We start from the raw sequence: 24,188 nt of genomic DNA on the forward strand, positions 1-24,188 counted from the left end.
CCGGCGCCGCCCCGAGCGCCGCCGACCCGGCCGGTGCCGTCGCGGTCGACGCCACCGCCGCGGCCGACGGGGCGTCCCACGACTCCCTCGTCACCGGCGCCACCGACGCCACCGACGCCCCCGGCCCGGCGGGACCGTCCGCGCGCTGGGCGCGGGTGCTGCTCGGGCCCTGGTGCCGGCTGGGGCTGCTGGTCCTCGTGCTGGCCGCGGCGGCGGTGGGCGCGGTCGTCTACGAACCCCAGCGCCTCCTCTCCGAGGGCTGGCCGCCGCCGCAGGTGGGCGGCGCGGGGGCGGTGCTGCTCTTCGCCGCGGGCTACGGCGTGTGCACGGCCGCCTTCGTGCCCCGGCCGCTGCTGAACCTGGCCGCGGGCGCGGTCTTCGGCACGTTCGGCGGCCTGGCCTCCGCGGTCGCCGGCACCGTCCTGGGCGCCGCGGCGGCCTTCGGCCTGGGCCGGCTGCTGGGCCGGGACGCGCTGCGGCCGCTGGTCCGCGGGCGGTGGCTGACCGCCGCGGACGGGCAGCTGAACCGGCACGGCTTCCGGTCGATGCTCGCCGTACGCCTCTTCCCGGGCCTGCCGTTCGCCGCCGCCAACTACTGCGCGGCGGTCTCGCGGGTGGGCTGGGTTCCGTTCCTCGTCGCGACGGCGCTGGGCACCGTGCCGAACACCGCCGCGTACGTCGTCGCCGGCAGCCGCGCCGCCTCGCCCGGCTCCCCCGTCTTCCTGGCGGCCACGGGCTTCATCGCCGTCTCCGCGCTGGCCGCCACCGCCGTGGCCTGGCGGCACCGCCACCGGCTGCCCTCCGGGTCTCAGAAATGACCATCTGATGAACAGCTGACGGCGCCCGGATGAAGAACGATCCGGCTGCCGTGCACGATCACGGACGGCGCGCCCCTGCGGTCAAAGATCACCCGAACGGGCCCTAGCATCGGACGCGACCCGCCCCACGATCACAAGGACGAGCGCACCCCGTCATGAGCTGGTTCGAATCCTTCATCCTCGGTCTCGTCCAAGGGCTCACGGAGTTCCTGCCGATCTCCTCCAGCGCCCACCTGCGGCTGACCGCGGCGTTCGCGAACTGGCACGACCCGGGTGCGGCCTTCACCGCGATCACCCAGATCGGCACGGAGGCCGCCGTGCTGATCTACTTCCGCAAGGACATCGTGCGGATCGTCTCCGCCTGGTTCCGCTCGCTCACCGACCGGTCGATGCGCTCCGACCACGACGCCCGCATGGGCTGGTTGGTGATCGTCGGATCCATCCCCATCGGCGTCCTCGGCATCACGCTCAAGGACGCGATCGAGGGTCCGTTCCGCGACCTGCGACTGACCGCGACGACCCTGGTCGTCATGGGCGTCGTGCTGGGAGTCGCCGACCGGCTCGCCGCCCGCGACGAGGCCGGCGGCCGGCACCGGGCGGTCCGGGAGCGCAAGACGCTGCGCGAGCTGGGCGTCCGCGACGGCCTGGTCTTCGGCGTCTGCCAGGCGATGGCACTGGTCCCGGGCGTCTCCCGGTCCGGCGCCACGATCAGCGGCGGCCTGCTGATGGGCTACACCCGCGAGGCGGCGGCCCGCTACTCCTTCCTGCTCGCCATCCCGGCGGTGCTGGCCTCGGGCGGCTACGAGCTGAAGGACGCGATAGGCGAGGGCCACGTGGCGTGGCCCCAGACCATCTTCGCGACGGTGATCGCCTTCGTCGTCGGCTACGCGGTGATCGCGTGGTTCATGAAGTTCATCACCACGAAGTCCTTCATGCCCTTCGTGATCTACCGCATCCTGCTCGGCCTGGCGCTCTACGTCCTCGTCGGCACCGACGTCCTCAGCCCGCACGCCGGCGAGTCCGGCCAGTAGCGGTCCCCCCGACCCTCGGCCCCGGCCCTCGGCCCGCGCCCCCGACCCCGGCCTCCGGACCCGGGACTCACCCCGCCCGACCCCCGCCCGGCCCGAACCGGGCCCGGTACGCCGACGGCGTCAGCCCCGTCTCCCGCCGCATCAGGGCCCGCAGGTTGGCGGCCGTACCGAGGCCGCTGCGGCGGGCCACGACCTCCAGCCGCGGCTCCCCGCGCTCGATGAGCCGGCAGGCCAGCGCCAGCCGCTCGGCGGTGAGCCAGGCCAGCGGGGTCGTGCCGAGCTGGGCGCGGAAGCGCCGGTGCAGGGTCGCCTGGCTCACGGCCGCCCGTACGGCGAGGTCGGCCACCTTCAGCGGGGTGTCCAGCCGCTCCTGCGCCCAGGCCACCAGCGGCCCCAGCGACTCGTCGCGCGGCTCCGGCACCGGCCGCTCGACGAACTGCCGCTGGCCGCCGTCGCGATGCGCCGCGAACACCAGCCGCCGGCTGACCGAGTTGGCCACCTCGGCGCCGTGGTCACGGCGGACCACGTGCAGCCCGAGGTCGAGCGCGGCGGCGCTGCCGGCCGACGTGAGGACGTCCCCGTCGTCGACGAACAGCACGTCGGACTCCAGGTGGACGGCGGGGAACCGGGCCCGGAACTCGTCCGCCCACTGCCAGTGCGCCGTGGCCCGGCGCCCGTCGAGCACCCCCGCCTCCGCGAGCGTGAAGGCGCCGCTGCAGAAGCCGATCAGCCGCGCCCCGCGCGCGTGCGCCCGCCGCACGGCCGCCAGCACCGCCGGCCGGCGCGGCACCTCGGTGTCCGGCCGGTTGGGGACGATCAGGGTGTCGGCCTCCTCCGCCGCCGCCAGCGGCGCCACCCCGGACAAGGTGAAGAACCCGTCACGCATCAGGGTGCCCGGTTCGGGCGCGCACAGCCGGAAGTCGTACAGGCGGTCCGGGCCCAGCTCGGGCCGGCGCAGCCCGAACACCTCGGTCGCGCACCCGAGCTCGAAGGGGTTGGAGTTCTCGTCGACGATCACGACCACCCGGTGCGGGGACTGCGAGGATCCTTGCGTCATGTGCGATTCCTAGCACTCACGCCGGGCCCCGGCCAGGCCGGACCCTGGAGCCATGACCGACGAACGCACCGCCCCCGCCCCTGCCCCTGCCCCCGGTCCCGTCTCCCTGGCCGCCGCGCTCGACTCCTTCGAGGCCCTGTGGAGCCCCCGCATCGTCACCCGCGTCAACGACTACGACGTCCGCGTGGCCAAGGTCGCGGGCGAGCACCTGTGGCACGCGCACGACGACACCGACGAGTTCTTCCTCGTGCTCGACGGCGAGTTGTGGATCTCCCTGCGCGAACCGGCCGGCGAGCGCACCGTCCACCTCCCCGGGGGCTCGGTCTTCACGGTCCCGCGCGGCACGGAGCACAAGCCCCACGCCCCCTCGGGAGCCCGCCTCCTCCTCTTCGAGCCCACCGGCACCCGCACCACCGGAACCCGCCACGGAACCGTCCCCGCCCACGTCGACGCCACCACCGGCCACCCCCTCTGACCCGCCGGGCGGGTGAACCCGGGCCCCGCGCACGACGACGCGCCGGAGTACGGGAACGTTCCCCGGCAGGCTTGGCGTCGTTGTGCCCGGGGAGGCGGTGCGCAGCGGTGCGGCCGTCGCGAGGAGCCTGGGGGTGCCCGATGGGTGGCCGAGTGGTACTGGAGCGGTTTCCGGCGGGTAGTCCGCACGGGAGCTGGCCCGCGGAGGAGTACGCGGCCGAGCGGATGCGGGAGGGGGTGGCCGCGGAGGTGGTGATGGACCTCGCCACCGACGCGTTCCTGGTCGTCGTACGGCAGCGGGACGCGCTTCCCGGGGGCTGACCGCGCGGTCGACCGGGCACGTCGGGCCGCCGGGTCCCCCGGGAGGCGTCGGGGGCGGTGTCCGGACGGCGCGACGATCCGGGGTCGCACGGGCCTTGGCCTCGACGCCGGGGTGTCCCATGATGACCCGATGACGCAGCGTGTGGACCTCGCGACCGTGATGGACCGACTGGCCGTGGACGCCCTGGTCACCGGGTACGCGAACGCCGTCGACGACGGCGACTGGGCGGCCTACCGCGCCCTGTTCACCCGGGACGGCCGGGCCGACTACACCTCCGCGGGCGGGATCGAGGGCCCCGCCGAGCAGGTCGCGGGGTGGTTGGAGCAGACCATGCTCATGTTCCCCGTGCGCCAGCACCTGATCGTCAACCGCCGCATCGAACTGGAGGACGCCGGCGGCTCGCCCGGCGACCGGGCCGAGGTGCGCGCCGACTTCCTCAACCCCATGCGGCTGAGGGAGCCGGAGGACACCGACACCGCCCCGAACTTCACCGCGGGGGGCCGCTACACGTTCCTGCTGGCGCGCACCGCCGACGGTTGGCGGCTGCGGTCGGTGACCGTGCACGAGAAGTGGCGGCAGTTCGCGCCCCCGGAGCCCGCGACGGCGCGCTGATCCCGACCCACACTGGTAGGGGAGGCGCCTTATGGGGCTCATGCGGTGGTGGCGGTCCGGGCGGGCGCGGGCACTCCTCGCCTCCCCCTGGTGGCGTGGCGCGGCCGCGCTGCTGGCCGGCGCGCTGCCGGCCCTCGCGTTCCCGGCACCGGGACTGTGGTGGTTCGCGTACGTGGCGCTCGTCCCGTGGCTGCTGCTGGCGCGCGGGGCGCCGACGGCGCGACGGGCCGCGCTGGACGGCTGGCTCGGCGGAACCGGCTTCGTCCTCGCCGTGCACCACTGGCTGTTGCCGAGCCTGCACGTGTTCCTGCTGCCGCTGGCCGCGCTGCTCGGGGCGCTGTGGATCCCGTGGGGGATGCTCGCCCGGCACCTGCTCGCCGGCTCCCCCGGGCCGGGGCGGGCCGCCTGGGCGCTGCTCGTGCTGCCCTCCGGCTGGCTGCTGTCGGAACTCGCCCGCTCCTGGCAGGGGCTGGGCGGCCCGTGGGGGTTGCTGGGGGCCAGCCAGTGGCAGGTGCCGGCGGCGCGCCGACTGGCGTCGGTGGGCGGGGTGTGGCTCGTCAGCGCGGTCGTGGTCGCGGTCAACTGCGCGTGGGTGCTGCTGCTGGCCCGGGAGCCGGGCCCGGGCCCGCGCGGCCGCCGGACCGCCACCGTGGGCCTCGGCGGGGTGACGGCGTGCGCGGTGCTCACCGGCGCGGTGTGGGCCTGGGCGCCCCGGCCCGAGGTGTCGGGGCTGGTCCGGGTGGCGCTCGTACAGCCCGGGATGATCGACGGCCCCGATGCGGCGGACGTGCGGTTCGCGGCCCAGGAGCGGCTGACGCGGCAGCTGGTCGGGACGCACCCGGACCTGGTGGTGTGGGGCGAGTCGAGCGTGGGCGCCGACCTCGCGGCCAGGCCCGACCTGGCCCGGCGGCTGGCCCGGCTGTCGGCGGAGGTGGGCGCGCCGCTGCTGGTGAACGTGGACGCGCGCCGCTCGGACCGGCCGGGGATATTCAAGTCCTCGGTGCTCGTGGGGCCCTCGGGCCCGACCGGGCAGCGGTACGACAAGATGCGGCTGGTGCCGTTCGGCGAGTACGTGCCGGCGCGGTCGCTGCTCGGCTGGGCCACCTCGGTCGGCCGGGCGGCCGACGAGGACCGGCGCCGCGGCAGCGCCCAGGTCGTGATGCGGCTGCCCGCCCGCGCCGCCGGGCAGGACGGGGCCGGCGGCGCGGGCCGGTCCGCCGGGGCCCCGCGGGCCGACGCGCGGCCCGGCACCGGCACCACTCCCGGAACCGCCCCCGACACGGCTCCCGCCGCCGGGCTGCCCGTCGGCCCGTTGGTCTGCTTCGAGTCCGCCTTCCCCGACATGAGCCGCCGGCTGGCCCGCGACGGCGCGGCCCTGCTCGTGGCCCAGTCGGCCACCTCGACGTTCCAGGACAGCTGGGCCCCCGCCCAGCACGCCTCGCTCGCCGCGCTGCGCGCCGCCGAGACGGGCCGCCCCTTCGTGCACGCCACCCTGACCGGCGTCAGCGTGGTCCGGGGCCCGGGCGGGGAGCAGATCGGCGCCCGCCTCGGCACCGACCGGCGTGCCGCGGCCGTCTACGACGTCCCGCTGGCGCACGGCACGACCCTGTACGTGCGGCTGGGCGACTGGGTGCCCTACGGGGCGCTGCTGGTGCTGGTGGCGCTGTGCGGGCGGGAGGCCCTGCGGACCGTACGGCCGCTCAGGCCGCCTGCTCCAGCGCTTCCCGCACCACCCGTTCGCACAGCTCGTGGGTGAGCAGCGCGTCGCGGGCGCTCAGCACGGCGCCCATCTCGACCGCGGCCAGGAAGTGGTCCACGATCTGCTCGATGCCGCGCTGGCGCGCGACCGACACCCAGTCGCCGCGGCGCCGCACGCTCGGCTGGCCCTTGTGGTCGATCACCTCGGCGAGGTTCACGACCTGGCGCTTGGTGTCCTGGCCGGAGACCTCCAGGACCTCCTCCGTGGAACCGGAGAGGCGGTTCATCACGCCGATCGCGGTGAAGCCGTCGCCGGACAGCTGGAGGACGACGTGCTCCATCAGCCCGTCGCGGACCCGGGCCCGCACGGTGACGTCGTCGGGCCGGCCCGGCACCAGGAAGCGCAGGGTGTCGACGACGTGGATGAAGTCGTCCAGCACGAGGCTGCGCGGGTCCTCGGGCAGGCCGACCCGGTTCTTCTGCATGAGGATCAGCTCGCGCGGGTGCTCGGCGCACTGCGCGTAGCCGGGCGCGAAGCGGCGGTTGAATCCGACGGCCAGCGAGACCTCGCGCTTCTCGGCCAGTTCGACGAGGTGCCGGGAGGCGGCGTACTCGTAGGCCAGCGGCTTGTCCACGTACGTGGGCACGCCGGCCTCCAGGAGGCGGGCGACGATCTCGGGGTGGACCTCGGTCGGGGCGTGCACGAAGGCGGCGTCGAGTCCCTGGTCGAGCAGCGCGTCGAGGTCGGAGTGTCGCTGCGCCGCCGGCACCCGGTACGTGGCGCCGACCCGGTCGAGGGTGGCGGCGGTGCGGGTCTGGAGGTGCAGTTCGAGGTCCGGGCGGGCGGCGAGGACCGGAAGGTAGGCCTTCTGCGCGATGTCGCCGAGTCCGATGCAGCCGACCTTCACCGGGGCGCCTCCTGAGCGTGGGTACCGGGGGGGGGACGCCGCCAGCTTAATCCCTGGCGTTCGCCGCGGCGTTCGATGAGGATGACGGCCATGACGAAGATCGAACGCCAGGAGCCCTCGACCACCGCCGCCGAGCGCGAGATGCTGGACGGCTGGCTGGACTACCACCGCGCCACCCTGGCCGCGAAGTGCGAGGGCCTGACCGACGAGCAGCTGCGCCGGCCGGTCCTGGCTCCCTCCGAGCTGACGCTGCTCGGGCTGACCCGGCACATGGCCGAGGTGGAGCGCTGGTGGTTCCAGCAGGTCACCCTCGACCTGGACCTCCCGGACCTGTACTGCACCGAGGAGGACCAGGACGGGGACTTCCACGTGACCGAGGAGCACACCTACGAGGAGGCGGAGGCGGCCCGCCAGGAGGCCATCGCGCGGGCCCGCGAGATCGCCGCGTCCCGGTCGCTGGACGAGCTGTCGGTGCGCCGGAGCCGGCGTACCGACGAGCCGTACAGCCTGCGCTGGGTGTACACCCACATGATCGAGGAGTACGCCCGCCACAACGGGCACGCGGACCTGCTGCGCGAGCACGTCGACGGGTCGACGGGCGACTGACGCCGGGTCCCGGACGGTCCCCGCGGGCCGCGCCGGGCAGGGCGTCGACCGGCCGCGTCACCCCGGATCGCCCGGTCACCCGTGCGGGGTGAATTTCGCCTCCTGGTTTCCGCATCGGGGGGCGGGCACAGCAGAGTTGCGCGAGTGCATCCCACCCGAACCACGACAAAGCTGCTGCTCGGAGTCGCCGCCGCGGTCTCGGCCGTCTCCGGCTGCGTGAACGTGAACCCCGATGCGCTCCGGCCCGCGGCCACCGCGGTGCCGCCGGAGCAGCAGGCGGAAGACCCGCGGTACGAGCCCCGCGGCGGTCCCGGGGACGCCCCGGTGGTCGTCCGGGCCCCGGCCCTGGAGGCGCTGGAGGCGGCGCCGGCCGAGGAGCGCGCCGCCCCGTCGTCGGGGGCCGGCGCCGCGGCCGACGCGAAGCCCGCGGACGGGGCGGTGGCCGCCGCCCGGCGGCCGGGAACGCGCCCGGGCTCCCGCGCGGAACCGGAACCCGGCCCGGCGCCCGTGGAGGCGCCCGCCGACGAGCTGGAGCCCCCCGCGGCGGCCGCACCGGGCCGGGGACACGCCAAGGAGCCGAAGCACCCGCACGCGGGCGGCCGGGGCCGCCCCGAGGCCGCGCCCCCGGTGCCGCTGCGACCGGCCGACGTGTGCGCCGTGGGGCGGCGCTTCGGCCAGTGGAAGAAGGACGGCCCGGAGTCGCGGATCTGCTCGGACGTCTACGGCGAGTAGGGCCGCCCCTCCTCGCCCCGCAGCCGCAGTTCGAGCCGCTCGATGGCGGCCCGTACCCCGTCCCCGTACCCGTCGTCGCCCAGCGCGTCGGTCGCGGCCCGCGCCCGGTCCAGATGGGACCGGGCCGCGTCCGGCCGGCGGAGCTTGAGGTAGTCGGCGGCGAGGTTGAGGTGCAGCGAGGGGTAGAAGGCGCGCACGACCAGCGCCGGCTCGTGGCGCGCGAGCCGGCCGTCGCCGAGCCCCTCGGCGGCCGTCAGGGCCCGCAGGTCCCAGGCCAGCTCCGCCTCGGGCTCGTCCTGGGCGTCGGCCATGTAGTGGGCCAGGGTGCACCGGTGCAGCGGGTCGCCGTCGTGGCCGATCTCGGTCCACAGGTCGGCGAGCCGGTCGCGGGCCTCGGCCCGGTCGCCGGCGTGCAGGAGCATGACCGCCTGCCCGATCCTGGTCATGACGGCGTCCTCCGACGCCTGCTGCTGGTCCGTCACCGTGGCCTCCCGTGCCCCGTACACGCGCGATCACCCGAACACGTGCGAAAAAACCGAAACGGGCGATCACCGGGGCCGGAGTGATCGGCCCCGGTGATCGCCCCGACGCTATCCGTCACCGGGCGGAGTTGCCGCGCAGACGCTCAGGCGCCCGCGCCGAGGTCCGGGATACGCCAATCGATCGGCTCATGGCCCTGGGCCGCGATGGCCTCGTTGATCTGCGTGAAGGGGTGCGAGCCGAAGAACTTCTTGGCGGACAGCGGGGAGGGGTGGGCGCCCTTGACGACCACGTGCCGGCTCTCGTCGATCAGCGGGAGCTTCTTCTGGGCGTACGCGCCCCACAGCACGAAGACGGCCGGGTCGGGGCGGGAGGCGACGGCGCGGATCACGGCGTCGGTGAACTTCTCCCAGCCCTTGCCCTTGTGCGAGTTGGGCTCGGCCTCGCGGACGGTGAGCACCGCGTTGAGCAGCAGGACGCCCTGCTCGGCCCACGGCATCAGGTAGCCGTTGTCCGGGACGGGCAGGCCCAGCTCGGCGTTCATCTCCTTGTAGATGTTGCGCAGGGAGGGCGGGGTCTTGACGCCCGGGCGCACGGAGAAGCACAGGCCGTGGCCCTGGCCGGCGCCGTGGTAGGGGTCCTGGCCGAGGACGAGCACCTTGACGCGGTCGTACGGGGTGGCCTCCAGGGCCGCGAAGACCTGCTCGCGCGGCGGGTAGACCGGCCCGTTGGCCCGCTCCTTCTCGACGAACTCGGTGAGTTCCTGGAAGTAGGGCTTGTCGAGTTCCTCGCCGAGGACGGGGAGCCAGGACTCGGGCAGCGACACGGTCACGTCAACAACCTCCGGTGCACATTCTGTGAGCACGTACAGAGCGTTCTCTGTACTGCCCCAGAACCTACCGGCGACCACTGACAACGCGTCGGCCGAGTCCCGGACTCCCCGCCCGGGGCGCGACTACCAGCTGGTCTTGCGGGAGAACTCCCACATCTGCATGACGGTCTGCGGGTCCAGGGCCCGCTCGGCGCCGGCGACGTCCTCGCCGGCCGCCACGTACAGCTTGCCCTGCCAGAGCGGGAGCAGTCGCACGTCCTGGGCGAGGATCTCCTGCGCCCGCTCGAACTCCTTGCCGACCGCGCCACGGTCGCTCTGGCGGCGCGAGCGGGGCAGCAGCTCGTTGGTGATCTCCTTGGTGTCGTACGGGGTGCCGACCGCGTTCTCCTTGCCGACGAACGGCGCGACGAAGTTGTCCGGGTCCGGGAAGTCGGGGAACCAGCCGCGGCCGAAGACGGCGTAGTCGCCGTTCTTGTAGCCCTGCTGGAAGACCTTCCACGGCTTGCCCTGCAGCTTGATCTTGAACAGGCCGCTGGCCTCCAGCTGGCGCTTGAGCTCGGCGAACTCGTCCGCGGTCGAGGAGCCGTACCGGTCCGTGGTGTACGACAGGGTCAGCTGGACCGGCTCGGTGATCCCGGCCTCGCGCAGGATCGCCCGGGCCTTGGTGCCGCTGGGCTGGCCGAAGCGGTCGTAGAACGGCGTCTTGTGGGTGGCCACGCCCTTGGGGACCATCGAGTACAGCGGCTCGGCGGTGCCCTGGTAGACCGTGGAGACGAGGGTGCCGCGGTCGATGAGCTGGGCGATGGCCTTGCGCACGGCGGGCTTGGCCACGGTGCCGTCGGCCGGGTTGAAGACCAGGTAGCGGATCTCGGAGCCGACGCCGTCGACGACCTGGATGCCGAGCTTGCGGGCGTCGGAGCCCTGCAGGTCCTTGACCTCGGCGGCCGACAGACCGCGGTAGGTGGCGTCGATGGTCTTGGCCTTGAGCGCCGCGACCATCTTCGTCGACTCGTCGAAGTACTGGATCGTCACGGCGTCGTTCTTGCGCTCGGCGAAGCCCGAGTAGCCGGAGTTGCGCTCCAGCTCGGCGTGCTGCTTGTCGTAGCCCTTGAGCAGGTACGGGCCCGAGCCGGTGACCTTGCCGTCGGTGCGCAGCTTGTCGGCGGGGTACAGGTTCGGCGCCACCAGCGAGGCGGCCGGGGAGCCGAGCACGAAGGGGAAGGTGGCGTCGGGCGTCTTGAGGTGGAAGACGACCGTGAGCTCGCCGCTGGTCTCGATGCGCTCCAGGCTGCCGAAGAGGTCCTTGGGGCCGAGCTTGTCGTTGATCGTGCGGATGCGGTCGAGGGAGTGCTTGACGGCCTTGGCGTCGAGCACCTCGCCGTCGGAGAACTTCAGGCCCTTGCGCAGGACGCAGCGGTACGACTCGTTGGCCGCGTCGGTGAACTCGCAGCTCTGGGCGGCGTCCGGCTGCGGCTTGCTGGAGCCGGTGGGGAAGGCCAGGAGGGTCTGGTAGATGTTCCGGTAGAGCTCCCAGGAGCCGTCCCAGGCGGCGGCGGGATCGAGGTTCGTGGGGCGGCTCGTCGTACCCACGACGAGCTTCTGATTGCCCTTTTCGTCATCTTCCGAAAACACGCCGCAGCCGGCGAGCAGGGATATGGACGCAAGGGCCGCAGCGATCTGCAGGCATCTGGTCCGGTTGAACACGTGCACGCTCCTCGATCAACCATGGGATCCGGCCGACCATATCGCAGTGCCCCACCGATCCAATGGTCAGGATCGATGGGGCTTTTGATCAATTACTCGTCCGATTAGATGGGTGTTTGTGACCCTTTAGGGAAGAAATCCGTCCGGATATCGGTCACCCAACTCCGGCATTGAGAAAGATTCCCCCATCAACGACCAGTGTCTGACCCGTGACCCATTCCGACTGCTCCGACGTGAGAAAAGCGGCAGCTCCACCGATGTCCGACGGAACGCCCAGCCGGCCCAGCGGGTAGGCCGCCGCGGCCTCCGCTTCGCGGCCCTCGTAGAGCGCCTGGGCGAACTTGGTCTTCACCACGGCCGGCGCGATCGCGTTGACCCGGACGCCGGGGGCCATCTCGTGCGCCAGCTGGATGGTCAGGTTGATCATCGCGGCCTTGCTCATGCCGTACGCGCCGATGAACGGCGAGGGCGAGAGGCCCGCGATCGAGGCGATGTTCACGATCGCCCCGCCGTGGTCCTTCTGCCAGGCGTGCCAGGTGCGCTGGGCGAAGCCGAGGGCCGAGATCACGTTCGTCTCGTACACCTTCCGGGCCACCCCGAGGTCCATGTCCGCGAGCGGTCCGAAGACCGGGTTGGTGCCGGCGTTGTTGACCAGGAAGTCGACCCGGCCGAAGGCCTCCATGGCCCGGTCCACCGCGGCGGCCTGGTGGGCCTCGTCGTGCGCCTTGCCCGCGATGCCCACGACCCGGTCGGCGCCGAGCCGCTCCACGGCCTCCTTGAGGGCGTCCTCGTTGCGCCCGGTGATCACGACCCGGTCACCCCGGGCCACCAGGGCCTCGGCGACGCCGTAGCCGATGCCGCGGCTGGCGCCGGTGATCAGCGCGACCCGGCCGCTGTCGGGGCGCCGCCCCTGCTCCTGCGCCCGGTCGCGGGTGTGCTCCTGTGCCTCTTCCGTCATGCGCGTGCCTTTCGTCCCGTGCGTGGCTGTCTGTCGGAGCGGGCGCCGGCTAGTCGAGCGGGCCGCCGGCCACGTACAGCACCTGGCCGGAGACGAAGCCCGCGGCCTCGGAGGTGAAGAAGGCGATCGCGTTGGCGACGTCCTCGGGGCGGCCCACGCGCTGGACCGGGATCTGGGTGGCGGCCGCCGCCTGGAAGTCCTCGAAGCCCATGCCGACCCGGGCGGCGGTGGCGGCGGTCATGTCGGTGGCGATGAAGCCGGGGGCGACGGCGTTGGCCGTGACACCGAACTTGCCGAGCTCGATGGCCAGGGTCTTGGTCAGGCCCTGCAGACCCGCCTTGGCGGCCGAGTAGTTGGCCTGGCCGCGGTTGCCGAGCGCGGAGCTGCTCGACAGGTTGACGATGCGTCCGAACTTCGCGTCGACCATGTGCTTCTGGACGGTCTTGGCCATCAGGAACGCGCCGCGCAGGTGCACGCTCATGACGGTGTCCCAGTCGGACTCGCTCATCTTGAAGAGCAGGTTGTCGCGCAGCACGCCCGCGTTGTTGACGAGGATCGTGGGCGCGCCGAGGGTCGCGGCCACGCGCTCGACGGCGGCTTCGACCTGGGCGGCGTCGGAGACGTCGCAGCCGATGGCGACGGCCTTGCCGCCGGCGGCGGTGATGGCCTCCACGGTGTCCTTGCACGCGGTCTCGTCGAGGTCCAGGACGGCGACGGCGCGGCCCTCGGCGGCAAGGCGGACGGCGGTCGCGGCGCCGATGCCCCGGGCGGCCCCGGTCACGATGGCGACGCGCTGCTCGGTGGTGGACATGCTGGGATCTCCTCGCCCTTGGGTGCGGCGCCCGGTGCCCGCGCGGTGCGGCGGCGACCTCTGAGCAACCGCTTAGTAGGTTCAGCTGAGCTGACGCTAGAAGCCCTGGCACCCGGTGTCAACGGCACCGTGCGCCAGGGCCGCCGCACACGCGCCGATCAGCCCACCGTCCGGCCCCGGCGGCGGGCCCCGGTACGCGGCCTCAGCGCACCAGCAGGTCGAGCAGGCGTTCCACCTCGGCCTCGGGGTCGGCCGTCAGACCGGTGTGCACGGGGCCCGGCTGGACGACGGTGCTGCGGGGGGCGATCAGCCACCGGAAGCGCCGCCCGGGCTCGTCCCCGGCGGCCTGGCCGGCCCGCTCGCCGCCGGCGCAGATCCCCTCGACGGCCCGCAGGGCGGCCCGTACGCCGGCCACGTCCGCGCCCGGGTCCAGGGCCAGCAGCTTGGCCTCGTCGAGGTGGGTCCGGGCGGCCACGTAGGACTTGGCGCGGCAGTAGAGCACCACGCCCGCGTTGAAGAGCTCGCCGCGCTCGACCCGGGGGACCACCCGTACCAGCGCGTACTCGAAGACGTCCCGCTCGTTCACTTGCCTTCGCTCTTCTTCTTGGTCGGGTGCGGCCAGTCGGTCAGGTGGTCGGTGAGCCAACCGGGAGGCCCCTGCGGGGCCTTGACCGGCTTCTCCATCGAGATCCGCTCGTGGATGGTAGCGGCCCGCGGCAGGAGGACGTCGACGTACGCCCGGCGCAGCGCGTCCGTGGAGTCGAAGCCGGGCTCGTCGACCAGCCACTCGTCCGGCACGTCGGCGGCGACGTCCATGAGGAGGTCCAGGGTCACGCGGGGGGCGAGTTCGGCGGCCGCGGCCGCGATGTCCGGGCCCACGGGGGCGAGGGCGTGGTCGTGGGCGTTGTACGGCTTGTCCGCCGCCGCCCCGGCGGTGGGCCAGTTGTGGTGCCAGATCATGGTGGCGCCGTGGTCGATGAGCCACAGCTCCCCGTGCCAGACCAGCATGTTCGGGTTGCGCCAGGACCGGTCGACGTTGTTGATCAGCGCGTCGAACCACACCACGCGCCCGGCCTCGACCGGGTCGACCTGGTAGGCCAGCGGGTCGAAGCCGAGGGAGCCGGGCAGGTAGTCCATGCCGAGGTTCAGGCCGCCGCTCGCCTTGAGCAGTTCCTGCACCTCCTGGTCCGGCTCGCCGAGCCCGATGACCGGGTCGAGCTGGATCTGCACGAGTTCGGGCACCCGCAGCCCCAGCCGCTGCGCGAGGCGGCCGCAGACGACCTCCGCGACCAGGGTCTTGCGCCCCTGGCCGGCGCCGGTGAACTTCATGACGTACGTGCCGAGGTCGTCGGCCTCGACGATGCCCGGCAACGAGCCGCCCTCGCGCAGGGGCGTCACGTAACGGGTCGCGGTCACTTCTGTGAGCATTCGCACAGGCTAACCGCAGGAGCCGACCGCGCTCGATCAGGGAAGTGTCCAGATCTGCGTCGTCATGAGGAAGAAGACCACGACCCAGAACACCGTGGCCGCGGCGACGATCCCGAGGCCGATCCGGTTGTTCCTCGCCGGCGGCTCGCCCGGGGGCGGTCGCAGCCACCGTTTGAGCAGCCGGTTCACGTAGAAGGGCATCGTGAGGAAGGTCATGAGGAGGCTGGACAGCAGGTTCCCCACCAACATCCCCAGCCAGAACGGCATGTGGAGCGGCGACAGGGCGAGCGTCAGGAACACGACGGTCGGGTACAGGCCGACCCAGACGGCGATGGCGGTCTTCGTCTCGGAGGGCGCGGGCGCCGCCGTGCCGTTCTCCTCGAAGGCGAACCAGCTGCCGAACGAGTTGTCGATCGCCGTCAGCTGGAAATCGCTGAATTCCCGGCCCTCGGCCAGGAGTTCCCGCCGCTCGGTCGAGGTGATCCAGGCGTCGAGGTGCTGGGCGCTGTCGAAGCGGTACAGCGTCGTCCATTCGTCCTGAAGACCCTCGATCGGCCTGAACATCTCGGTTCCGCGAAATCCCTCGAACCTGCTCTCCGCCTCACTCATGCGACGCTGCCACGTGAGGAAGTCGTCCACGCGGTCCGGTGGGACCCGGTGCGTGATCACCGCGGTCACCAGCGGATCGGGGGCCTTGGTGTGGCCGCTGAGGACGCGCTGGGTTCCGGGGCCGTCGAGATACGTGTCGCCGACCTCCAGCAGCTGCTGCCTGGTCGCGCTGTTGATCCACGCCTGGAGGTGGGGGATGGAGTCGAACCGGTAGACGACGACCCATTCGGGCTGCAGGGGTGTCGGCCGGGAGACCTCCACCCCGAGGTACCCGGGGTAGCGGGCCGCTGCGGCGTTCACCTCGTCCTGCCAGGCCTCGTACGCGCCCTCCCGACCGGGCAGGACCTTCTGGCCGATGATGGCCGTCGCCACGGCGTCGTCGTGCTTGTCGGTGTCCATGACTCAGGCCTTGGGAGCGGGCTGCTTCTGGCCGAGCAGGCGGTAGATCCGTTCGGGGGTCAGGGGCAGCGCCCGGTAGCGGACGCCCGTGGCGTCGTGGAGCGCGTTGGCCAGCGCGGGGGCCACCGGGTTGATGGCGCACTCCGCCATGCCCTTCGACCGCAGGGGGCCGACGGAGTCCGCCGAGTCCACGAGGAGCAGCTCGGTGCGCGGCACGTCGGCGTAGGTGGGGATCCGGTAGTTGCGGAGGTTCGGGTTCACCACGGCCCCGTCGGCGTCGAGGAGGAAGTTCTCGGTCAGCGCGAAGCCGATGCCCTGGGCGACGGCGCCCTCCACCTGTCCCCGTACCTGCTGGGGGTTGATGACCACGCCCGCGTCGGTCGCCTGGACGCTGTACAGGATGCGGATCTCCCCCGTCACCCGGTGGACGGCGATCCGGAACCCGTGGGTGTTGGAGGTGACGCTGCGGGGCGAGCCGTAGGCCCTGCGGGCGGCGGTGAACCGGATGCCGCGCGCTCGGGCCAGTGCCACGAGCTCGGCCAGGGACACGCGCCGGTCACCGCAGGTGACGCCGTCGTCGTCCATGGAGCACATCACGACGTGGATGCCCGTGTGGGCGGCGGCGAACTCCAGGATGCGGTCGCGCACGGCGTTGGCCGCCCGCAGCACCGCGTTGCCCGACACGAACAGACCCGCGCTCGCGAAGGCGCCGGTGTCGAATCCGGTGCGGTCGGTGTCGGACTGCACCAGGCGGATCCGGGAGGGCGTGGTGCCCAGTTGCCCGGCCGCGATCTGGACGTGCGCGGTGGAGGTGCCCTCTCCGAACTCGGTGGTGCCGACGGCGACTTCGTAGATGAGGTCGTCGCCGAGCGTGACCCAGGCCTCGGAGATGTGATCGGTCGGGGGCGCGGTCTCGTGCATCGAGCTCGCGACGCCGGACCCGATGAGCCACTCCGGGCCCAGGTCCGGCTCCTCCGCCGAGCGGGCCATGGCCCGGTCCACCAGGTCGATGCACGTCGCCAGTCCGTCCTCGGTGAACGTCACGTCGTCCGGGCCGTCGTGCAGGGCGACGAGCGGGTCACCCGGCCGCACGATGTTGCGCCGTCGCAGTTCGAGCGGGTCCATGTGCAGGGCGAGGGCGAGTTCGTGCATGGCGGACTCCATGGCGAACGCCGGCTGCGTCATCCCGTAGCCGCGCAGCGCTCCGCTCGGCACGGTGTTGGTGTAGACCGAGTACGCGTCGTACTTCTTGTTGGGGCAGCGGTAGATCATGACGGCGGCGCCGCCGGCGTACAGCGTCTCGCCGCCGTGGTTGCCGTAGGCGCCGGTGTTCGACACGTTGCGGACCTGGAGGGCCGTGAGCGTGCCGTCCACCCGGGCGCCCAGCTTGATCGTCAGTGTCATGGGGTGCCGGGGCGAGGCGGTGGTGAACTCCTCCTCGCGGGTGTACTCGAAGCAGACGGGCCGCCCGGTGTCCAGCGTGGCGAGCGCCGCCAGGTCCTCCGAGATCACCTCCTGCTTGCCGCCGAAGCCGCCGCCCACGCGCTTGCAGAACACCCGGAGCTGGTCGGGGCGGAGCGCGAAGAGATGGCTCAGCTTGACCTTCGCGATCGACGGCGACTGCGAACTGGTGCGGACGTTCAGCCTCCCGTCCTCCATCCAGGCGATCGAGCCGTGCGTCTCCAGGTGTGCGTGCTGCACGCGGGGTGAGGAGTACGTGCCTTCGTGGATCACGTCGGCCTCGGCGAAGCCCGCCGCCACGTCCCCGATGTGCGCATGGAGTTCGAGCAGGATGTTGTGGACCGGATCGTGGGCGAAGGGGTCCTCCGTGCCGCCGTGGACCGCCGGAGCCCCCTCGGCCATGGCCTCCTCGGGGTCGAACACCGCCGGCAGCGGCTCGTACTCGACGACCACCCTGCGGCAGCCCTCCGCCGCCGCGCCGGGCGTGTCGGCCAGCACGGCGACGACGCGCTGGCCCACGAAACGGACCGTGTCGTCGAGGATGAAGGTGTCGTCCGGGTCGACCAGGTGGTCGGTGTGGATGGCCGTGGTGAAACGTCTGCGCGGCACGTCCTCCCAGGTGTAGACGCGGTGCACGCCGGGGACCGCGAGGGCGGCGGTCTTGTCGATCGAGAGGATGCGGGCGTGCGCGTGGGGCGAGTGCAGCACCTTGAGGTGCAGCATCCCCTCCATGTGGGTGTCCATCGTGAACTCGGCCCGGCCGGTCACCACGTCGTTGGCCGCGGGTGCGCCCACGCTCGTCCCCACGGCCCTTCCCGGCTCGGCCGTCTCGACGCCGACGACGCCCTTCACCGCGTCCTCGATGGCCCGGTAGCCGGTGCAGCGGCAGAGGTTGCCCTTCAACGCCCGGGGCAGGTCCGCCTTCTGGGCCTCGGTGAACGCCGCCGAGGTCATGATCATCCCTGCGGTGCAGAAGCCGCACTGGAATCCGGGCGCGTCGCGGAACCGGCGCTGCACCGGATGCAGGTCGCCGGGTGATCCCAGGCCCTCGATGGTGGTCACCTCGTGGCCCTCCGCGCGGAACGCGGGGGTGATGCAGCTGTGGACGGGGCTGCCGTCCAGCCACACCGTGCAGGCGCCGCAGTCGCCCGCGTCGCAGCCCTTCTTGACGCCGAAGTGCCCGAGCGAGCGGAGGAAGGTGCGCAGGCACTGGCCCGGCTCCGGCTCCTGGTCGAAGGCGTTGCCGTTGACGCTGTACGTCATGACGGGTCCCCGTCCATGAGTTCGCGGCGGATCTCCTCGGCGAAGTGCTTCGTCAGATGGCGCCGGTGGTCGGGGGTCCCGTTGGGATCGGCGAACCAGACGTCGCCCGGGATGACGTCGATGCTCTGCTGCAGGGTCGGCGCATCGGGCATCGTGTCGAAGGCCATGCGCACCGGCCGCGTGGTCCCGGCCGTGACGGTGAGCAGCAGGTCGTTCGCGCCGGGCGTCCGCGTACCGACGAGGAAGACGGTCGACCGGCCGAGGTGGGTGAGCGTGAACCGGCGGTGGGCGGTGCGTTTCCCGAGGGCGTTCGCCGGGATGCGGACGCGCCGCAGGATCTCGCCGGGGGCGAGGACGTTGCGGTGGTCGCCGGTCACGAAGTCGAGGGCGTCCACGGTGCGCTCGGACCCGTCGGGGGCCCAGAGTTCGTACGTGGCCTCCAGCGCCACCGTCAGCGTGATCATCGGGCCGGCGGGCAGCGACATGCAGATGTTCCCGCCGACGGTCGCCGCGTTCCAGACCTTGAACGAGGACAGGAAGGCCTCGCAGCTCGCGGTGAGCAGTGGACCCGCGGTCCAGTCGTCCGGAGGCCTGAAGGCGTACAGGTCGCGGATGGTGCACGTGGCGCCGACCTCGAGCCCCGCGCCGCTCGGGACGAGGGGGTCCCAGCGCAGCGCCGTCAGGTCGATCAGGCGGCGCAGGTCGGGCTGTTCCGCGGAGAAGAGCCAGGTTCCGCCGGCCAGCCAGGCGTCGCCCTCGCGCCAGTCGGCGGCCGGCCTCTCGGAGGGTCGCCGGACGACTTCGGTGATGGTGGTGAGGTCCACGGGAACCGACCTCCCTCGGGACGAGCATCGTGTCATGGAGGGCCGGCCTGGCGATTCCGTTCCAGTCTAGGTCGCACGGCCCCCCGTCGCAGGGCGGGACGGGCCGCCGCCGACGCGACCCACGACGGTCGCGCCTCCTGCCGCCGGAGGTCCGGCTCGCATCACGAGCCCGTCGCGAGCGCCTCGGTGGCGTTGCGGACGGAGCTGCCGCTGCGGATGTCGTCCACCAGGCCCCGGGAGGCGCCCTGGTAGCCCGCATAGTAGGAGACCTTCCCGCAGTAGCCCTCGTACCAGTCGTAGGCGGACGCCGAGTTGTTCGCGACCTGCTGGCCCGTGCCGTCGCCGGAGCCGCCGCAGAAGAGCAGCGGGCGCGAACCGAACCCGGTGGGCCCGGACTTCAGGACGAAGACGTTCTGCCCGATGTTGACCCACGCGCCGCCGTAGTCCGGACGGAAGGAGAAGCGGAAGCGGAACGCTTCCGAGTGCTCGGCGCACATTTCGGTCTGCCCCTGGTCGTTGACGGCCTGGAAACCGTCTCCCGCAGGACACGGCCCTCCCGTCCCGCAGTCGACGTCTCCCTTCCAGCATCCCGACCTCGCGGCCCCGGCCCTCCTCCAGAGGGCCGGGGCCTACCGTGGAGACGTGGACGCCGGCGGCGGCCCAGGGGCCGGTGGTGAGATCGTCGTCTGCCTCGCCGGTGACGTGATGCTCGGGCGGGGCATCGATCAGGTGCTGCCGCATCCCGGGGATCCGGAGCTCTCCGAGCCGGGCGTGGCCGACGCCCGTACGTACGTCGAGCTCGCCGAGGCCGCGCACGGACCCGTGCCGCGCCCCGCCGGCTTCGAGTGGCCGTGGGGCGATCTGCTGGAGGTCCTGCGGGCGACCGGCCCGGACGCGTGGGTGCTGAACCTGGAGACCGGCGTGACGCGGGCGGGCGGGTTCGCCCGTGGCAAGAGCATCCACTACCGCATGCATCCGGCCAACCTGCCGTGCCTGGTCGCCGCACGGCCCGACGTGTGCGCGCTGGCCAACAACCACGTGCTGGACTTCGGCCGGGAAGGGCTGGCCGAGACCCTCGACAGCCTCGCCGCCGCCGCACTGCGGACGGCGGGCGCGGGGCGCGACGCCGTCGGCGCGTGGCGGCCGGCGGCCGTGGCACTCGTACCCCGCTCGTCCGCGAGGGGCTCACCGCGTGCGGAGGTCCCCCGCCTCCTGGTGTTCTCGGTGGGAATGCCGTCCAGCGGCATCCCGCTCGACTGGGCGGCCACCGGGGACCGCAGCGGCATCGCCCTCGTCCGAAGCCCCTCGAGGGAGGCCGCGGCCGCCCTGGTCGCCCGCTTCGAGGCGGCCCGCCGACCCGGCGACCGGGTGGCCGTGTCCGTCCACTGGGGCTCCAACTGGGGCTACCGGATACCCGCCGAGCACGTCCGCTTCGCCCACGACCTCGTCGACGGCGGCGCCGACCTCGTCCACGGCCATTCCTCGCACCACCCCCGCCCCCTGGAGGTCTACCGCGACCGGCTGATCCTCTACGGCTGCGGAGACCTCGTCGACGACTACGAGGGCATCACGGGCTACGAGCAGTACCGGGACGACCTCCGCGTCCTCTACACCGTCCGCCTCGACCGGGCCACGGGGGCCCTGCGCGGGTTGCTCCTCACCCCCTTCCGGGCGCGCCGGCTCACGCTGCGGCGCGCCTCCCCCGCCGATGCCCGCTGGCTCCACGACGCCCTCACGCGTCACGGCCGTCCCTTCTCGACGCCGCTGGCCGTCACGGAGGACGCGACCCTCGCCCTCGGCCCGGGATGAGCCCCCAAGCCCCGTCCCCGCGGCCCGTGGAGCGCGTGCCCGACCGGCATGGCGTCGCGCGCCCGTCCGGAAGGACTACGGCCCCGGCGGGTCACGCGCCGGGGCCCCGCACACCCGCGTGGGCTGCGGCGGGTGGCGGCGGATCACGGACGGTGCGACGGTGTGCGCGGGTGGTCTTCACCGTGGCCACCGGGAAAGGCGGTGGGCCGGATGGAACACCCCCTGACCGTGGGCGTGGACGGGTCGGACTCCAGCCTGCAGGCCGTGGACTGGGCGGTGGACGAGGCCGCCCGCCGCGGGCTGCCCCTGCGGCTGGTCCACGCCTCGCTGTGGGAACGCTACGAAGGCGTCGGCCCGCCCTCGGACCCCGATCGTCCCGTCGACGAGCTCATGGCGGAGCACATCGTCGCCGCGTGCACGGAACGCGTCCGGCAGCGCGCCCCGGAGATGACGGTGTCGGGCGACGTGCTGCCCGACGACGCGGTCTCGGCGCTGCTGCGAGCGGGGGACGAATCGTCCGCCCTGGTCATCGGGTCCCGTGGCCGCGGCGAGATCGCCGGGATGCTCCTGGGGTCGGTGGGGCTTGCCGTCGCGGCCGGCGCGGCGTGCCCGGTCGTCGTGGTCCGCGGTGCGGAACCGAACCGGAGCGGGGTCTTCGGCCGGGTGGTGGTGGGGGTCGGCGACGACCCGGCCGGCGAAGCGGACGCCGTACGGTTCGCCCTGCGCGCGGCCGAGGTCCGCGGCTGCGCCCTCGAGGCCGTACGGGTCCGGCGCGGGCACGATCACGTGGCGGAGCAGCCGCGGGCCGCGTCCTCCCCCGGAGCGCACGAGGAGCTCGCCCCGACCGGCCTCACCGACGCACTCCGTGAGGCGATGGGGCAGCACCCCGGTGTGGAGGTGCGCACGCGGCCGGTCGAGGGCGCCGCCCACCGGGCCCTGCTGGACGCGTCGGCCGATGCCGACCTGGTCGTCGTGGGGGCCCGGCGGCGGCACGGCCACCTCGGCCGGGTCACCCACGCCCTGCTGCACCGTTCGCGGTGCCCGGTGGCCGTCGTCCCGGTCCGCCAGGCCGGCCGGCCGGCCGGACGGTGAGCGGCGCCGCGACGACGGGCGCGCGGCGGTCTACGCCTGCCAGCGGGCGAGCACGTCCTCGGTGGTGGTGATCGTGGCGACCAGGGCGAGCGAGTTGCGGATCACCTCGGGCGTGTACGAGGCCGGTACGCCGGCGATCGCGTCGGAGGGCACCACCGCGGTGTAGCCGAGGTTCACTGCGTCGAAGACGGTGTTCGGGATCGCCACGTTCGACGAGACGCCGGTGACGACCAGGCTCCGGCAGCCGAGGTTGCGCAGCAGCGGGTCGAGGTCGGTGCCGGCGATCGGCGAGAGGCCGTGCAGCCGGCGTACGACGAGGTCCTCCTCCGCCACCTCGATCGGCTCGGCGACCGACACGGCCGGGGAGCCGGTCAGCTGCTGCACGGGCAGCCGCCCGGCCGCCCGGAACAGCCGGGCGTTGGTGTTGGCGCCCCGCCCGTCGGAGCGCCGCTCGGCCACCGCGTGGACGACCTGGACGCCACGGGCGTGGGCGGCGGCCACGAGGGCGGCGATCCGGTCGAGGGCGCCGGAGGAGCGGGCCTCGGCTGCCAGTTCGGGCAGGGCGCCGTGGGCGCCGACCACGCCCTGCTGGCACTCGACGGTCAGCAGGACGGTGGTGGCGGGGTCGAGCTGGGCGGCGAGCCGGTCGTCCTGTGGCATGACGTCCCCTGGATGCGTCGTTGCGTACGGGCGGAAGAGCCCTCATGCTTCCTGACACACAGTCAGATGTGAAGGGGTGGCGGGGCAATGGACACGACCCAGCGGCGGGGACGCCGGATCATGATGTCGCGCGGGGAACTCGACGCGTTCCTGGCCGAACAGCGCACCTGCCGGGTCGCGACGGTCTCGCCGGACGGCCGGCCGCACGTCGGCGCCCTGTGGTTCGCCTGGGACGGCACGGCGCTGTGGCTGTACTCGATCACCCGCAGCCGCCGCTGGGCCGACCTGCGCAAGGACCCGCGGATCTCGGTCGTGGTGGACGCCGGCGAGGAGTACGGCGACCTGCGCGGGGCGGAGCTGTCGGGGACGGTGGAGTTCGTGGGCGAGGCCCCCCGTACGGGCGAGCCGCACGCTGAACTCCTCGTGCCCGAGCGGCTGTTCGCGGCCAAGAACTTCGGCCTGGACGCCATGCCCCACGACGGCCGCCACGCCTGGCTGCGGCTCGTCCCCGAATCGATCGTCACCTGGGACTTCCGCAAGCTCTGACACGACCTGCGGCGGCCGGGCGGGCGGGCCCGAGGTACGCCCGGCGCCGCCGCGCGAGGTACCGCCGGCGACCGGGCGTACGGCCGCGCGGCTCACGCCGCGGCGTACCGCGCCCCCGACGCGCGCAGCGCGTCCACCGCCGCCCGGATCGACGGCCGCCGGTCCGCGTCCGCCCGCCAGACCACGTAGATGTGCCGGCGCACGCTCGCCCGCACCGGCAGCAGCCGCACGCCGGCCGGCACCGGCCCGCGCCCGAGCCGGGGCGTCACGCACACCCCGAGCCCGGCGGCCACGAACGCCAGCTGCGTCTGGTGCTCTTCGGCGATGTGCCGGATGCGGGGCTCGATGCCCTCGCCGCGCAGGGTGAAGACCAGCCACTCGTAGCAGAACTGGCCCTCGTTCCAGGAGATCCAGTCCTCGTCCCCGAAGTCGGCCAGGTCGACCTCGGCGCGTCCGGCGAGGGGATGGTCCGCGGGCACCGCGACGTCGGCCGCGTCGTCGAGCAGGTCGGCGCGCAACAGCTCGCCGGGCACCGCCATGCGCTTGTTGTACCAGTCGATCCCGACGGCCAGGTCGAGGTCGCCGCGCACCACCGCGCCCAGGCTGGCGTCGGGCTCCATCTCCCAGGTGCGCACCCGCAGTTCGGGGTGGGCGGCGCGCAGCTCCACCAGGGCGCTCGGGAACAGTCCGCGCAGGGCGGTCGGGAAGGCCCCGATCCGCAGCTCGCCGACCGCCCGGCCGCGCTGCGCCTCCACGTCCGCCTGGGCCAGTTCGACCTGGGAGATGATCCGCGCGGCGTGGTCGGCGAGGAGCCGGCCGGCGTCGGTGAGCCGGATGCCGCGACCGCTGCGGGCCACCAGCGGCTGGCCGACCTCCTTCTCCAGCTTGGCCATCTGCTGCGAGACGGCCGAGGTGGTGACGTGCAGGCCGTCGGCGGCGCCGCTGACGGAGCCGTGCCGGGCCAGGGCGTCGAGGGTGCGCAGGCGCTCCAGGTTCAACATGTAAGCGATGCTACGTGGTCCGGTCCATGAATTCTCGCTTGTGCTAAGAGGTT

The 24,188-nt window shown here is 73.3% G+C and carries 26 protein-coding genes; 11 read left to right on the forward strand and 15 right to left on the reverse strand.

The window, feature by feature from the left end; genetic code table 11:
- Window positions 1-155 precede the first annotated feature (155 nt).
- Both ACIQCH_RS14170 and ACIQCH_RS14175 read left to right on the forward strand, forming a co-directional pair.
- Window positions 156-818 carry a TVP38/TMEM64 family protein gene (locus tag ACIQCH_RS14170; protein WP_402581001.1) on the forward strand — a complete coding sequence of 221 codons (663 nt, stop codon included), beginning with the start codon at window positions 156-158 and terminating at the stop codon, window positions 816-818.
- 155 nt (window positions 819-973) lie between these two features.
- A complete protein-coding gene (locus ACIQCH_RS14175; protein ID WP_402580949.1) occupies window positions 974-1,849 on the forward strand; it encodes an undecaprenyl-diphosphate phosphatase in 876 nt (291 codons plus the stop codon).
- A gap of 67 nt (window positions 1,850-1,916) precedes the next feature.
- Here ACIQCH_RS14175 and ACIQCH_RS14180 read toward each other — a convergent pair whose 3' ends face one another.
- The gene (locus ACIQCH_RS14180) at window positions 1,917-2,906 is read right to left on the reverse strand and encodes a helix-turn-helix domain-containing protein (RefSeq protein ID WP_402580950.1); all 990 of its coding nucleotides are present in this window, start codon (window positions 2,904-2,906) and stop codon (window positions 1,917-1,919) included.
- Between the two features lie 52 nt (window positions 2,907-2,958).
- Here ACIQCH_RS14180 and ACIQCH_RS14185 point away from each other — a divergent pair, with 52 nt between their 5' ends.
- The 4 genes from ACIQCH_RS14185 (at window position 2,959) to lnt (ending at window position 6,070) form a co-directional block, all read left to right on the forward strand.
- Window positions 2,959-3,381, forward strand: coding sequence for a cupin domain-containing protein (locus tag ACIQCH_RS14185; protein WP_402580951.1), 423 nt, complete (start codon window positions 2,959-2,961; stop codon window positions 3,379-3,381).
- 140 nt (window positions 3,382-3,521) lie between these two features.
- Window positions 3,522-3,701: a hypothetical protein gene (locus ACIQCH_RS14190; RefSeq protein WP_402580952.1), complete on the forward strand. Its 180-nt coding sequence runs from the start codon at window positions 3,522-3,524 to the stop codon at window positions 3,699-3,701.
- 130 nt (window positions 3,702-3,831) lie between these two features.
- The gene (locus ACIQCH_RS14195) at window positions 3,832-4,314 is read left to right on the forward strand and encodes a nuclear transport factor 2 family protein (protein ID WP_402580953.1); all 483 of its coding nucleotides are present in this window, start codon (window positions 3,832-3,834) and stop codon (window positions 4,312-4,314) included.
- A gap of 31 nt (window positions 4,315-4,345) precedes the next feature.
- The gene (gene lnt / locus ACIQCH_RS14200; protein WP_402580954.1) at window positions 4,346-6,070 is read left to right on the forward strand and encodes an apolipoprotein N-acyltransferase; all 1,725 of its coding nucleotides are present in this window, start codon (window positions 4,346-4,348) and stop codon (window positions 6,068-6,070) included.
- Here lnt and ACIQCH_RS14205 read toward each other — a convergent pair.
- Window positions 6,015-6,920 carry a Gfo/Idh/MocA family protein gene (locus ACIQCH_RS14205; RefSeq protein ID WP_402580955.1) on the reverse strand — a complete coding sequence of 302 codons (906 nt, stop codon included), beginning with the start codon at window positions 6,918-6,920 and terminating at the stop codon, window positions 6,015-6,017. The genes lnt and ACIQCH_RS14205 overlap by 56 nt on opposite strands.
- A gap of 81 nt (window positions 6,921-7,001) precedes the next feature.
- Between ACIQCH_RS14205 and ACIQCH_RS14210 the strand changes: the two genes are divergently transcribed.
- Together ACIQCH_RS14210 and ACIQCH_RS14215 are read left to right on the forward strand one after the other, a co-directional pair.
- On the forward strand, window positions 7,002-7,526 hold the full coding sequence (locus ACIQCH_RS14210) for a DinB family protein (RefSeq protein WP_402580956.1): 525 nt from the start codon (window positions 7,002-7,004) through the stop codon (window positions 7,524-7,526).
- Window positions 7,527-7,670: 144 nt separating this feature from the next.
- Complete coding sequence (locus ACIQCH_RS14215) at window positions 7,671-8,258, forward strand: hypothetical protein (protein WP_402580957.1); 588 nt, start codon at window positions 7,671-7,673, stop codon at window positions 8,256-8,258.
- Here ACIQCH_RS14215 and ACIQCH_RS14220 read toward each other — a convergent pair.
- From ACIQCH_RS14220 to ACIQCH_RS14270, 11 genes are all read right to left on the reverse strand, one after another.
- Window positions 8,246-8,740 carry a hypothetical protein gene (locus ACIQCH_RS14220; RefSeq protein WP_402580958.1) on the reverse strand — a complete coding sequence of 165 codons (495 nt, stop codon included), beginning with the start codon at window positions 8,738-8,740 and terminating at the stop codon, window positions 8,246-8,248. The two genes, ACIQCH_RS14215 and ACIQCH_RS14220, sit on opposite strands and share 13 nt — an antisense overlap.
- Before the next feature lie 143 nt (window positions 8,741-8,883).
- Window positions 8,884-9,570 carry a uracil-DNA glycosylase gene (locus ACIQCH_RS14225; RefSeq protein ID WP_402580959.1) on the reverse strand — a complete coding sequence of 229 codons (687 nt, stop codon included), beginning with the start codon at window positions 9,568-9,570 and terminating at the stop codon, window positions 8,884-8,886.
- 123 nt (window positions 9,571-9,693) lie between these two features.
- A complete protein-coding gene (locus ACIQCH_RS14230) occupies window positions 9,694-11,274 on the reverse strand; it encodes an ABC transporter substrate-binding protein (RefSeq protein WP_402580960.1) in 1,581 nt (526 codons plus the stop codon).
- Between the two features lie 154 nt (window positions 11,275-11,428).
- Window positions 11,429-12,232, reverse strand: coding sequence for an SDR family oxidoreductase (locus tag ACIQCH_RS14235; RefSeq protein ID WP_402580961.1), 804 nt, complete (start codon window positions 12,230-12,232; stop codon window positions 11,429-11,431).
- Between the two features lie 49 nt (window positions 12,233-12,281).
- Window positions 12,282-13,043: a 3-oxoacyl-ACP reductase FabG gene (gene fabG / locus ACIQCH_RS14240; RefSeq protein ID WP_402580962.1), complete on the reverse strand. Its 762-nt coding sequence runs from the start codon at window positions 13,041-13,043 to the stop codon at window positions 12,282-12,284.
- A 202-nt stretch (window positions 13,044-13,245) separates the two neighbouring features.
- Window positions 13,246-13,629, reverse strand: a complete 384-nt coding sequence (locus tag ACIQCH_RS14245; protein ID WP_402580963.1) for a DUF3037 domain-containing protein — start codon at window positions 13,627-13,629, stop codon at window positions 13,246-13,248.
- On the reverse strand, window positions 13,626-14,471 hold the full coding sequence (locus ACIQCH_RS14250) for a HipA family kinase (RefSeq protein ID WP_402580964.1): 846 nt from the start codon (window positions 14,469-14,471) through the stop codon (window positions 13,626-13,628). Before ACIQCH_RS14250 ends, ACIQCH_RS14245 begins: the two co-directional genes overlap by 4 nt.
- A 36-nt stretch (window positions 14,472-14,507) precedes the next feature.
- Entirely contained in the window at window positions 14,508-15,479 is a 972-nt protein-coding gene (locus ACIQCH_RS14255) for an antibiotic biosynthesis monooxygenase (protein WP_402580965.1), read from the reverse strand.
- A gap of 3 nt (window positions 15,480-15,482) precedes the next feature.
- Complete coding sequence (locus ACIQCH_RS14260; protein ID WP_402580966.1) at window positions 15,483-18,203, reverse strand: molybdopterin-dependent oxidoreductase; 2,721 nt, start codon at window positions 18,201-18,203, stop codon at window positions 15,483-15,485.
- Complete coding sequence (locus tag ACIQCH_RS14265) at window positions 18,200-19,027, reverse strand: FAD binding domain-containing protein (protein ID WP_402580967.1); 828 nt, start codon at window positions 19,025-19,027, stop codon at window positions 18,200-18,202. The genes ACIQCH_RS14260 and ACIQCH_RS14265 overlap by 4 nt, the downstream gene beginning before the upstream one ends.
- A gap of 161 nt (window positions 19,028-19,188) precedes the next feature.
- A complete protein-coding gene (locus ACIQCH_RS14270) occupies window positions 19,189-19,524 on the reverse strand; it encodes a hypothetical protein (protein WP_402580968.1) in 336 nt (111 codons plus the stop codon).
- A gap of 145 nt (window positions 19,525-19,669) precedes the next feature.
- On the opposite strand from ACIQCH_RS14270, the gene ACIQCH_RS14275 reads away from it, so the two are divergent.
- On the forward strand, window positions 19,670-20,836 hold the full coding sequence (locus ACIQCH_RS14275; RefSeq protein WP_402580969.1) for a CapA family protein: 1,167 nt from the start codon (window positions 19,670-19,672) through the stop codon (window positions 20,834-20,836).
- Window positions 20,837-21,046: 210 nt separating this feature from the next.
- A complete protein-coding gene (locus tag ACIQCH_RS14280) occupies window positions 21,047-21,928 on the forward strand; it encodes a universal stress protein (protein WP_402580970.1) in 882 nt (293 codons plus the stop codon).
- A 30-nt stretch (window positions 21,929-21,958) separates the two neighbouring features.
- Here the strand turns inward: ACIQCH_RS14280 and ACIQCH_RS14285 are convergent, their stop codons facing one another.
- On the reverse strand, window positions 21,959-22,588 hold the full coding sequence (locus ACIQCH_RS14285) for a cysteine hydrolase family protein (RefSeq protein WP_402580971.1): 630 nt from the start codon (window positions 22,586-22,588) through the stop codon (window positions 21,959-21,961).
- Between the two features lie 87 nt (window positions 22,589-22,675).
- On the opposite strand from ACIQCH_RS14285, the gene ACIQCH_RS14290 reads away from it, so the two are divergent.
- Window positions 22,676-23,134: a pyridoxamine 5'-phosphate oxidase family protein gene (locus tag ACIQCH_RS14290; protein ID WP_402580972.1), complete on the forward strand. Its 459-nt coding sequence runs from the start codon at window positions 22,676-22,678 to the stop codon at window positions 23,132-23,134.
- Window positions 23,135-23,226: 92 nt separating this feature from the next.
- On the opposite strand, the gene ACIQCH_RS14295 is transcribed toward ACIQCH_RS14290, so the two are convergent.
- On the reverse strand, window positions 23,227-24,135 hold the full coding sequence (locus ACIQCH_RS14295) for a LysR family transcriptional regulator (protein ID WP_402580973.1): 909 nt from the start codon (window positions 24,133-24,135) through the stop codon (window positions 23,227-23,229).
- Between the last annotated feature and the right edge of the window lie 53 nt (window positions 24,136-24,188).

Source organism: Streptomyces sp. NPDC093225, assembly GCF_044753805.1.
GTDB lineage: Bacteria > Actinomycetota > Actinomycetes > Streptomycetales > Streptomycetaceae > Streptomyces.

Excerpts from the sequence above, each read along its gene's own strand:
- lnt (WP_402580954.1), top strand. The coding sequence starts at position 4,346 with ATGGGGCTCATGCGGTGGTGGCGGTCCGGGCGGGCGCGGGCACTCCTC.
- ACIQCH_RS14190 (WP_402580952.1), top strand. The coding sequence starts at position 3,522 with ATGGGTGGCCGAGTGGTACTGGAGCGGTTTCCGGCGGGTAGTCCGCAC.
- ACIQCH_RS14270 (WP_402580968.1), bottom strand. The coding sequence starts at position 19,524 with ATGTGCGCCGAGCACTCGGAAGCGTTCCGCTTCCGCTTCTCCTTCCGT.
- ACIQCH_RS14195 (WP_402580953.1), top strand. The coding sequence starts at position 3,832 with ATGACGCAGCGTGTGGACCTCGCGACCGTGATGGACCGACTGGCCGTG.
- ACIQCH_RS14185 (WP_402580951.1), top strand. The coding sequence starts at position 2,959 with ATGACCGACGAACGCACCGCCCCCGCCCCTGCCCCTGCCCCCGGTCCC.
- fabG (WP_402580962.1), bottom strand. The coding sequence starts at position 13,043 with ATGTCCACCACCGAGCAGCGCGTCGCCATCGTGACCGGGGCCGCCCGG.
- ACIQCH_RS14290 (WP_402580972.1), top strand. The coding sequence starts at position 22,676 with ATGGACACGACCCAGCGGCGGGGACGCCGGATCATGATGTCGCGCGGG.
- ACIQCH_RS14180 (WP_402580950.1), bottom strand. The coding sequence starts at position 2,906 with ATGACGCAAGGATCCTCGCAGTCCCCGCACCGGGTGGTCGTGATCGTC.
- ACIQCH_RS14260 (WP_402580966.1), bottom strand. The coding sequence starts at position 18,203 with ATGACGTACAGCGTCAACGGCAACGCCTTCGACCAGGAGCCGGAGCCG.
- ACIQCH_RS14285 (WP_402580971.1), bottom strand. The coding sequence starts at position 22,588 with ATGCCACAGGACGACCGGCTCGCCGCCCAGCTCGACCCCGCCACCACC.
- ACIQCH_RS14175 (WP_402580949.1), top strand. The coding sequence starts at position 974 with ATGAGCTGGTTCGAATCCTTCATCCTCGGTCTCGTCCAAGGGCTCACG.
- ACIQCH_RS14235 (WP_402580961.1), bottom strand. The coding sequence starts at position 12,232 with ATGACGGAAGAGGCACAGGAGCACACCCGCGACCGGGCGCAGGAGCAG.
- ACIQCH_RS14210 (WP_402580956.1), top strand. The coding sequence starts at position 7,002 with ATGACGGCCATGACGAAGATCGAACGCCAGGAGCCCTCGACCACCGCC.
- ACIQCH_RS14250 (WP_402580964.1), bottom strand. The coding sequence starts at position 14,471 with ATGCTCACAGAAGTGACCGCGACCCGTTACGTGACGCCCCTGCGCGAG.
- ACIQCH_RS14280 (WP_402580970.1), top strand. The coding sequence starts at position 21,047 with ATGGAACACCCCCTGACCGTGGGCGTGGACGGGTCGGACTCCAGCCTG.
- ACIQCH_RS14295 (WP_402580973.1), bottom strand. The coding sequence starts at position 24,135 with ATGTTGAACCTGGAGCGCCTGCGCACCCTCGACGCCCTGGCCCGGCAC.
- ACIQCH_RS14255 (WP_402580965.1), bottom strand. The coding sequence starts at position 15,479 with ATGGACACCGACAAGCACGACGACGCCGTGGCGACGGCCATCATCGGC.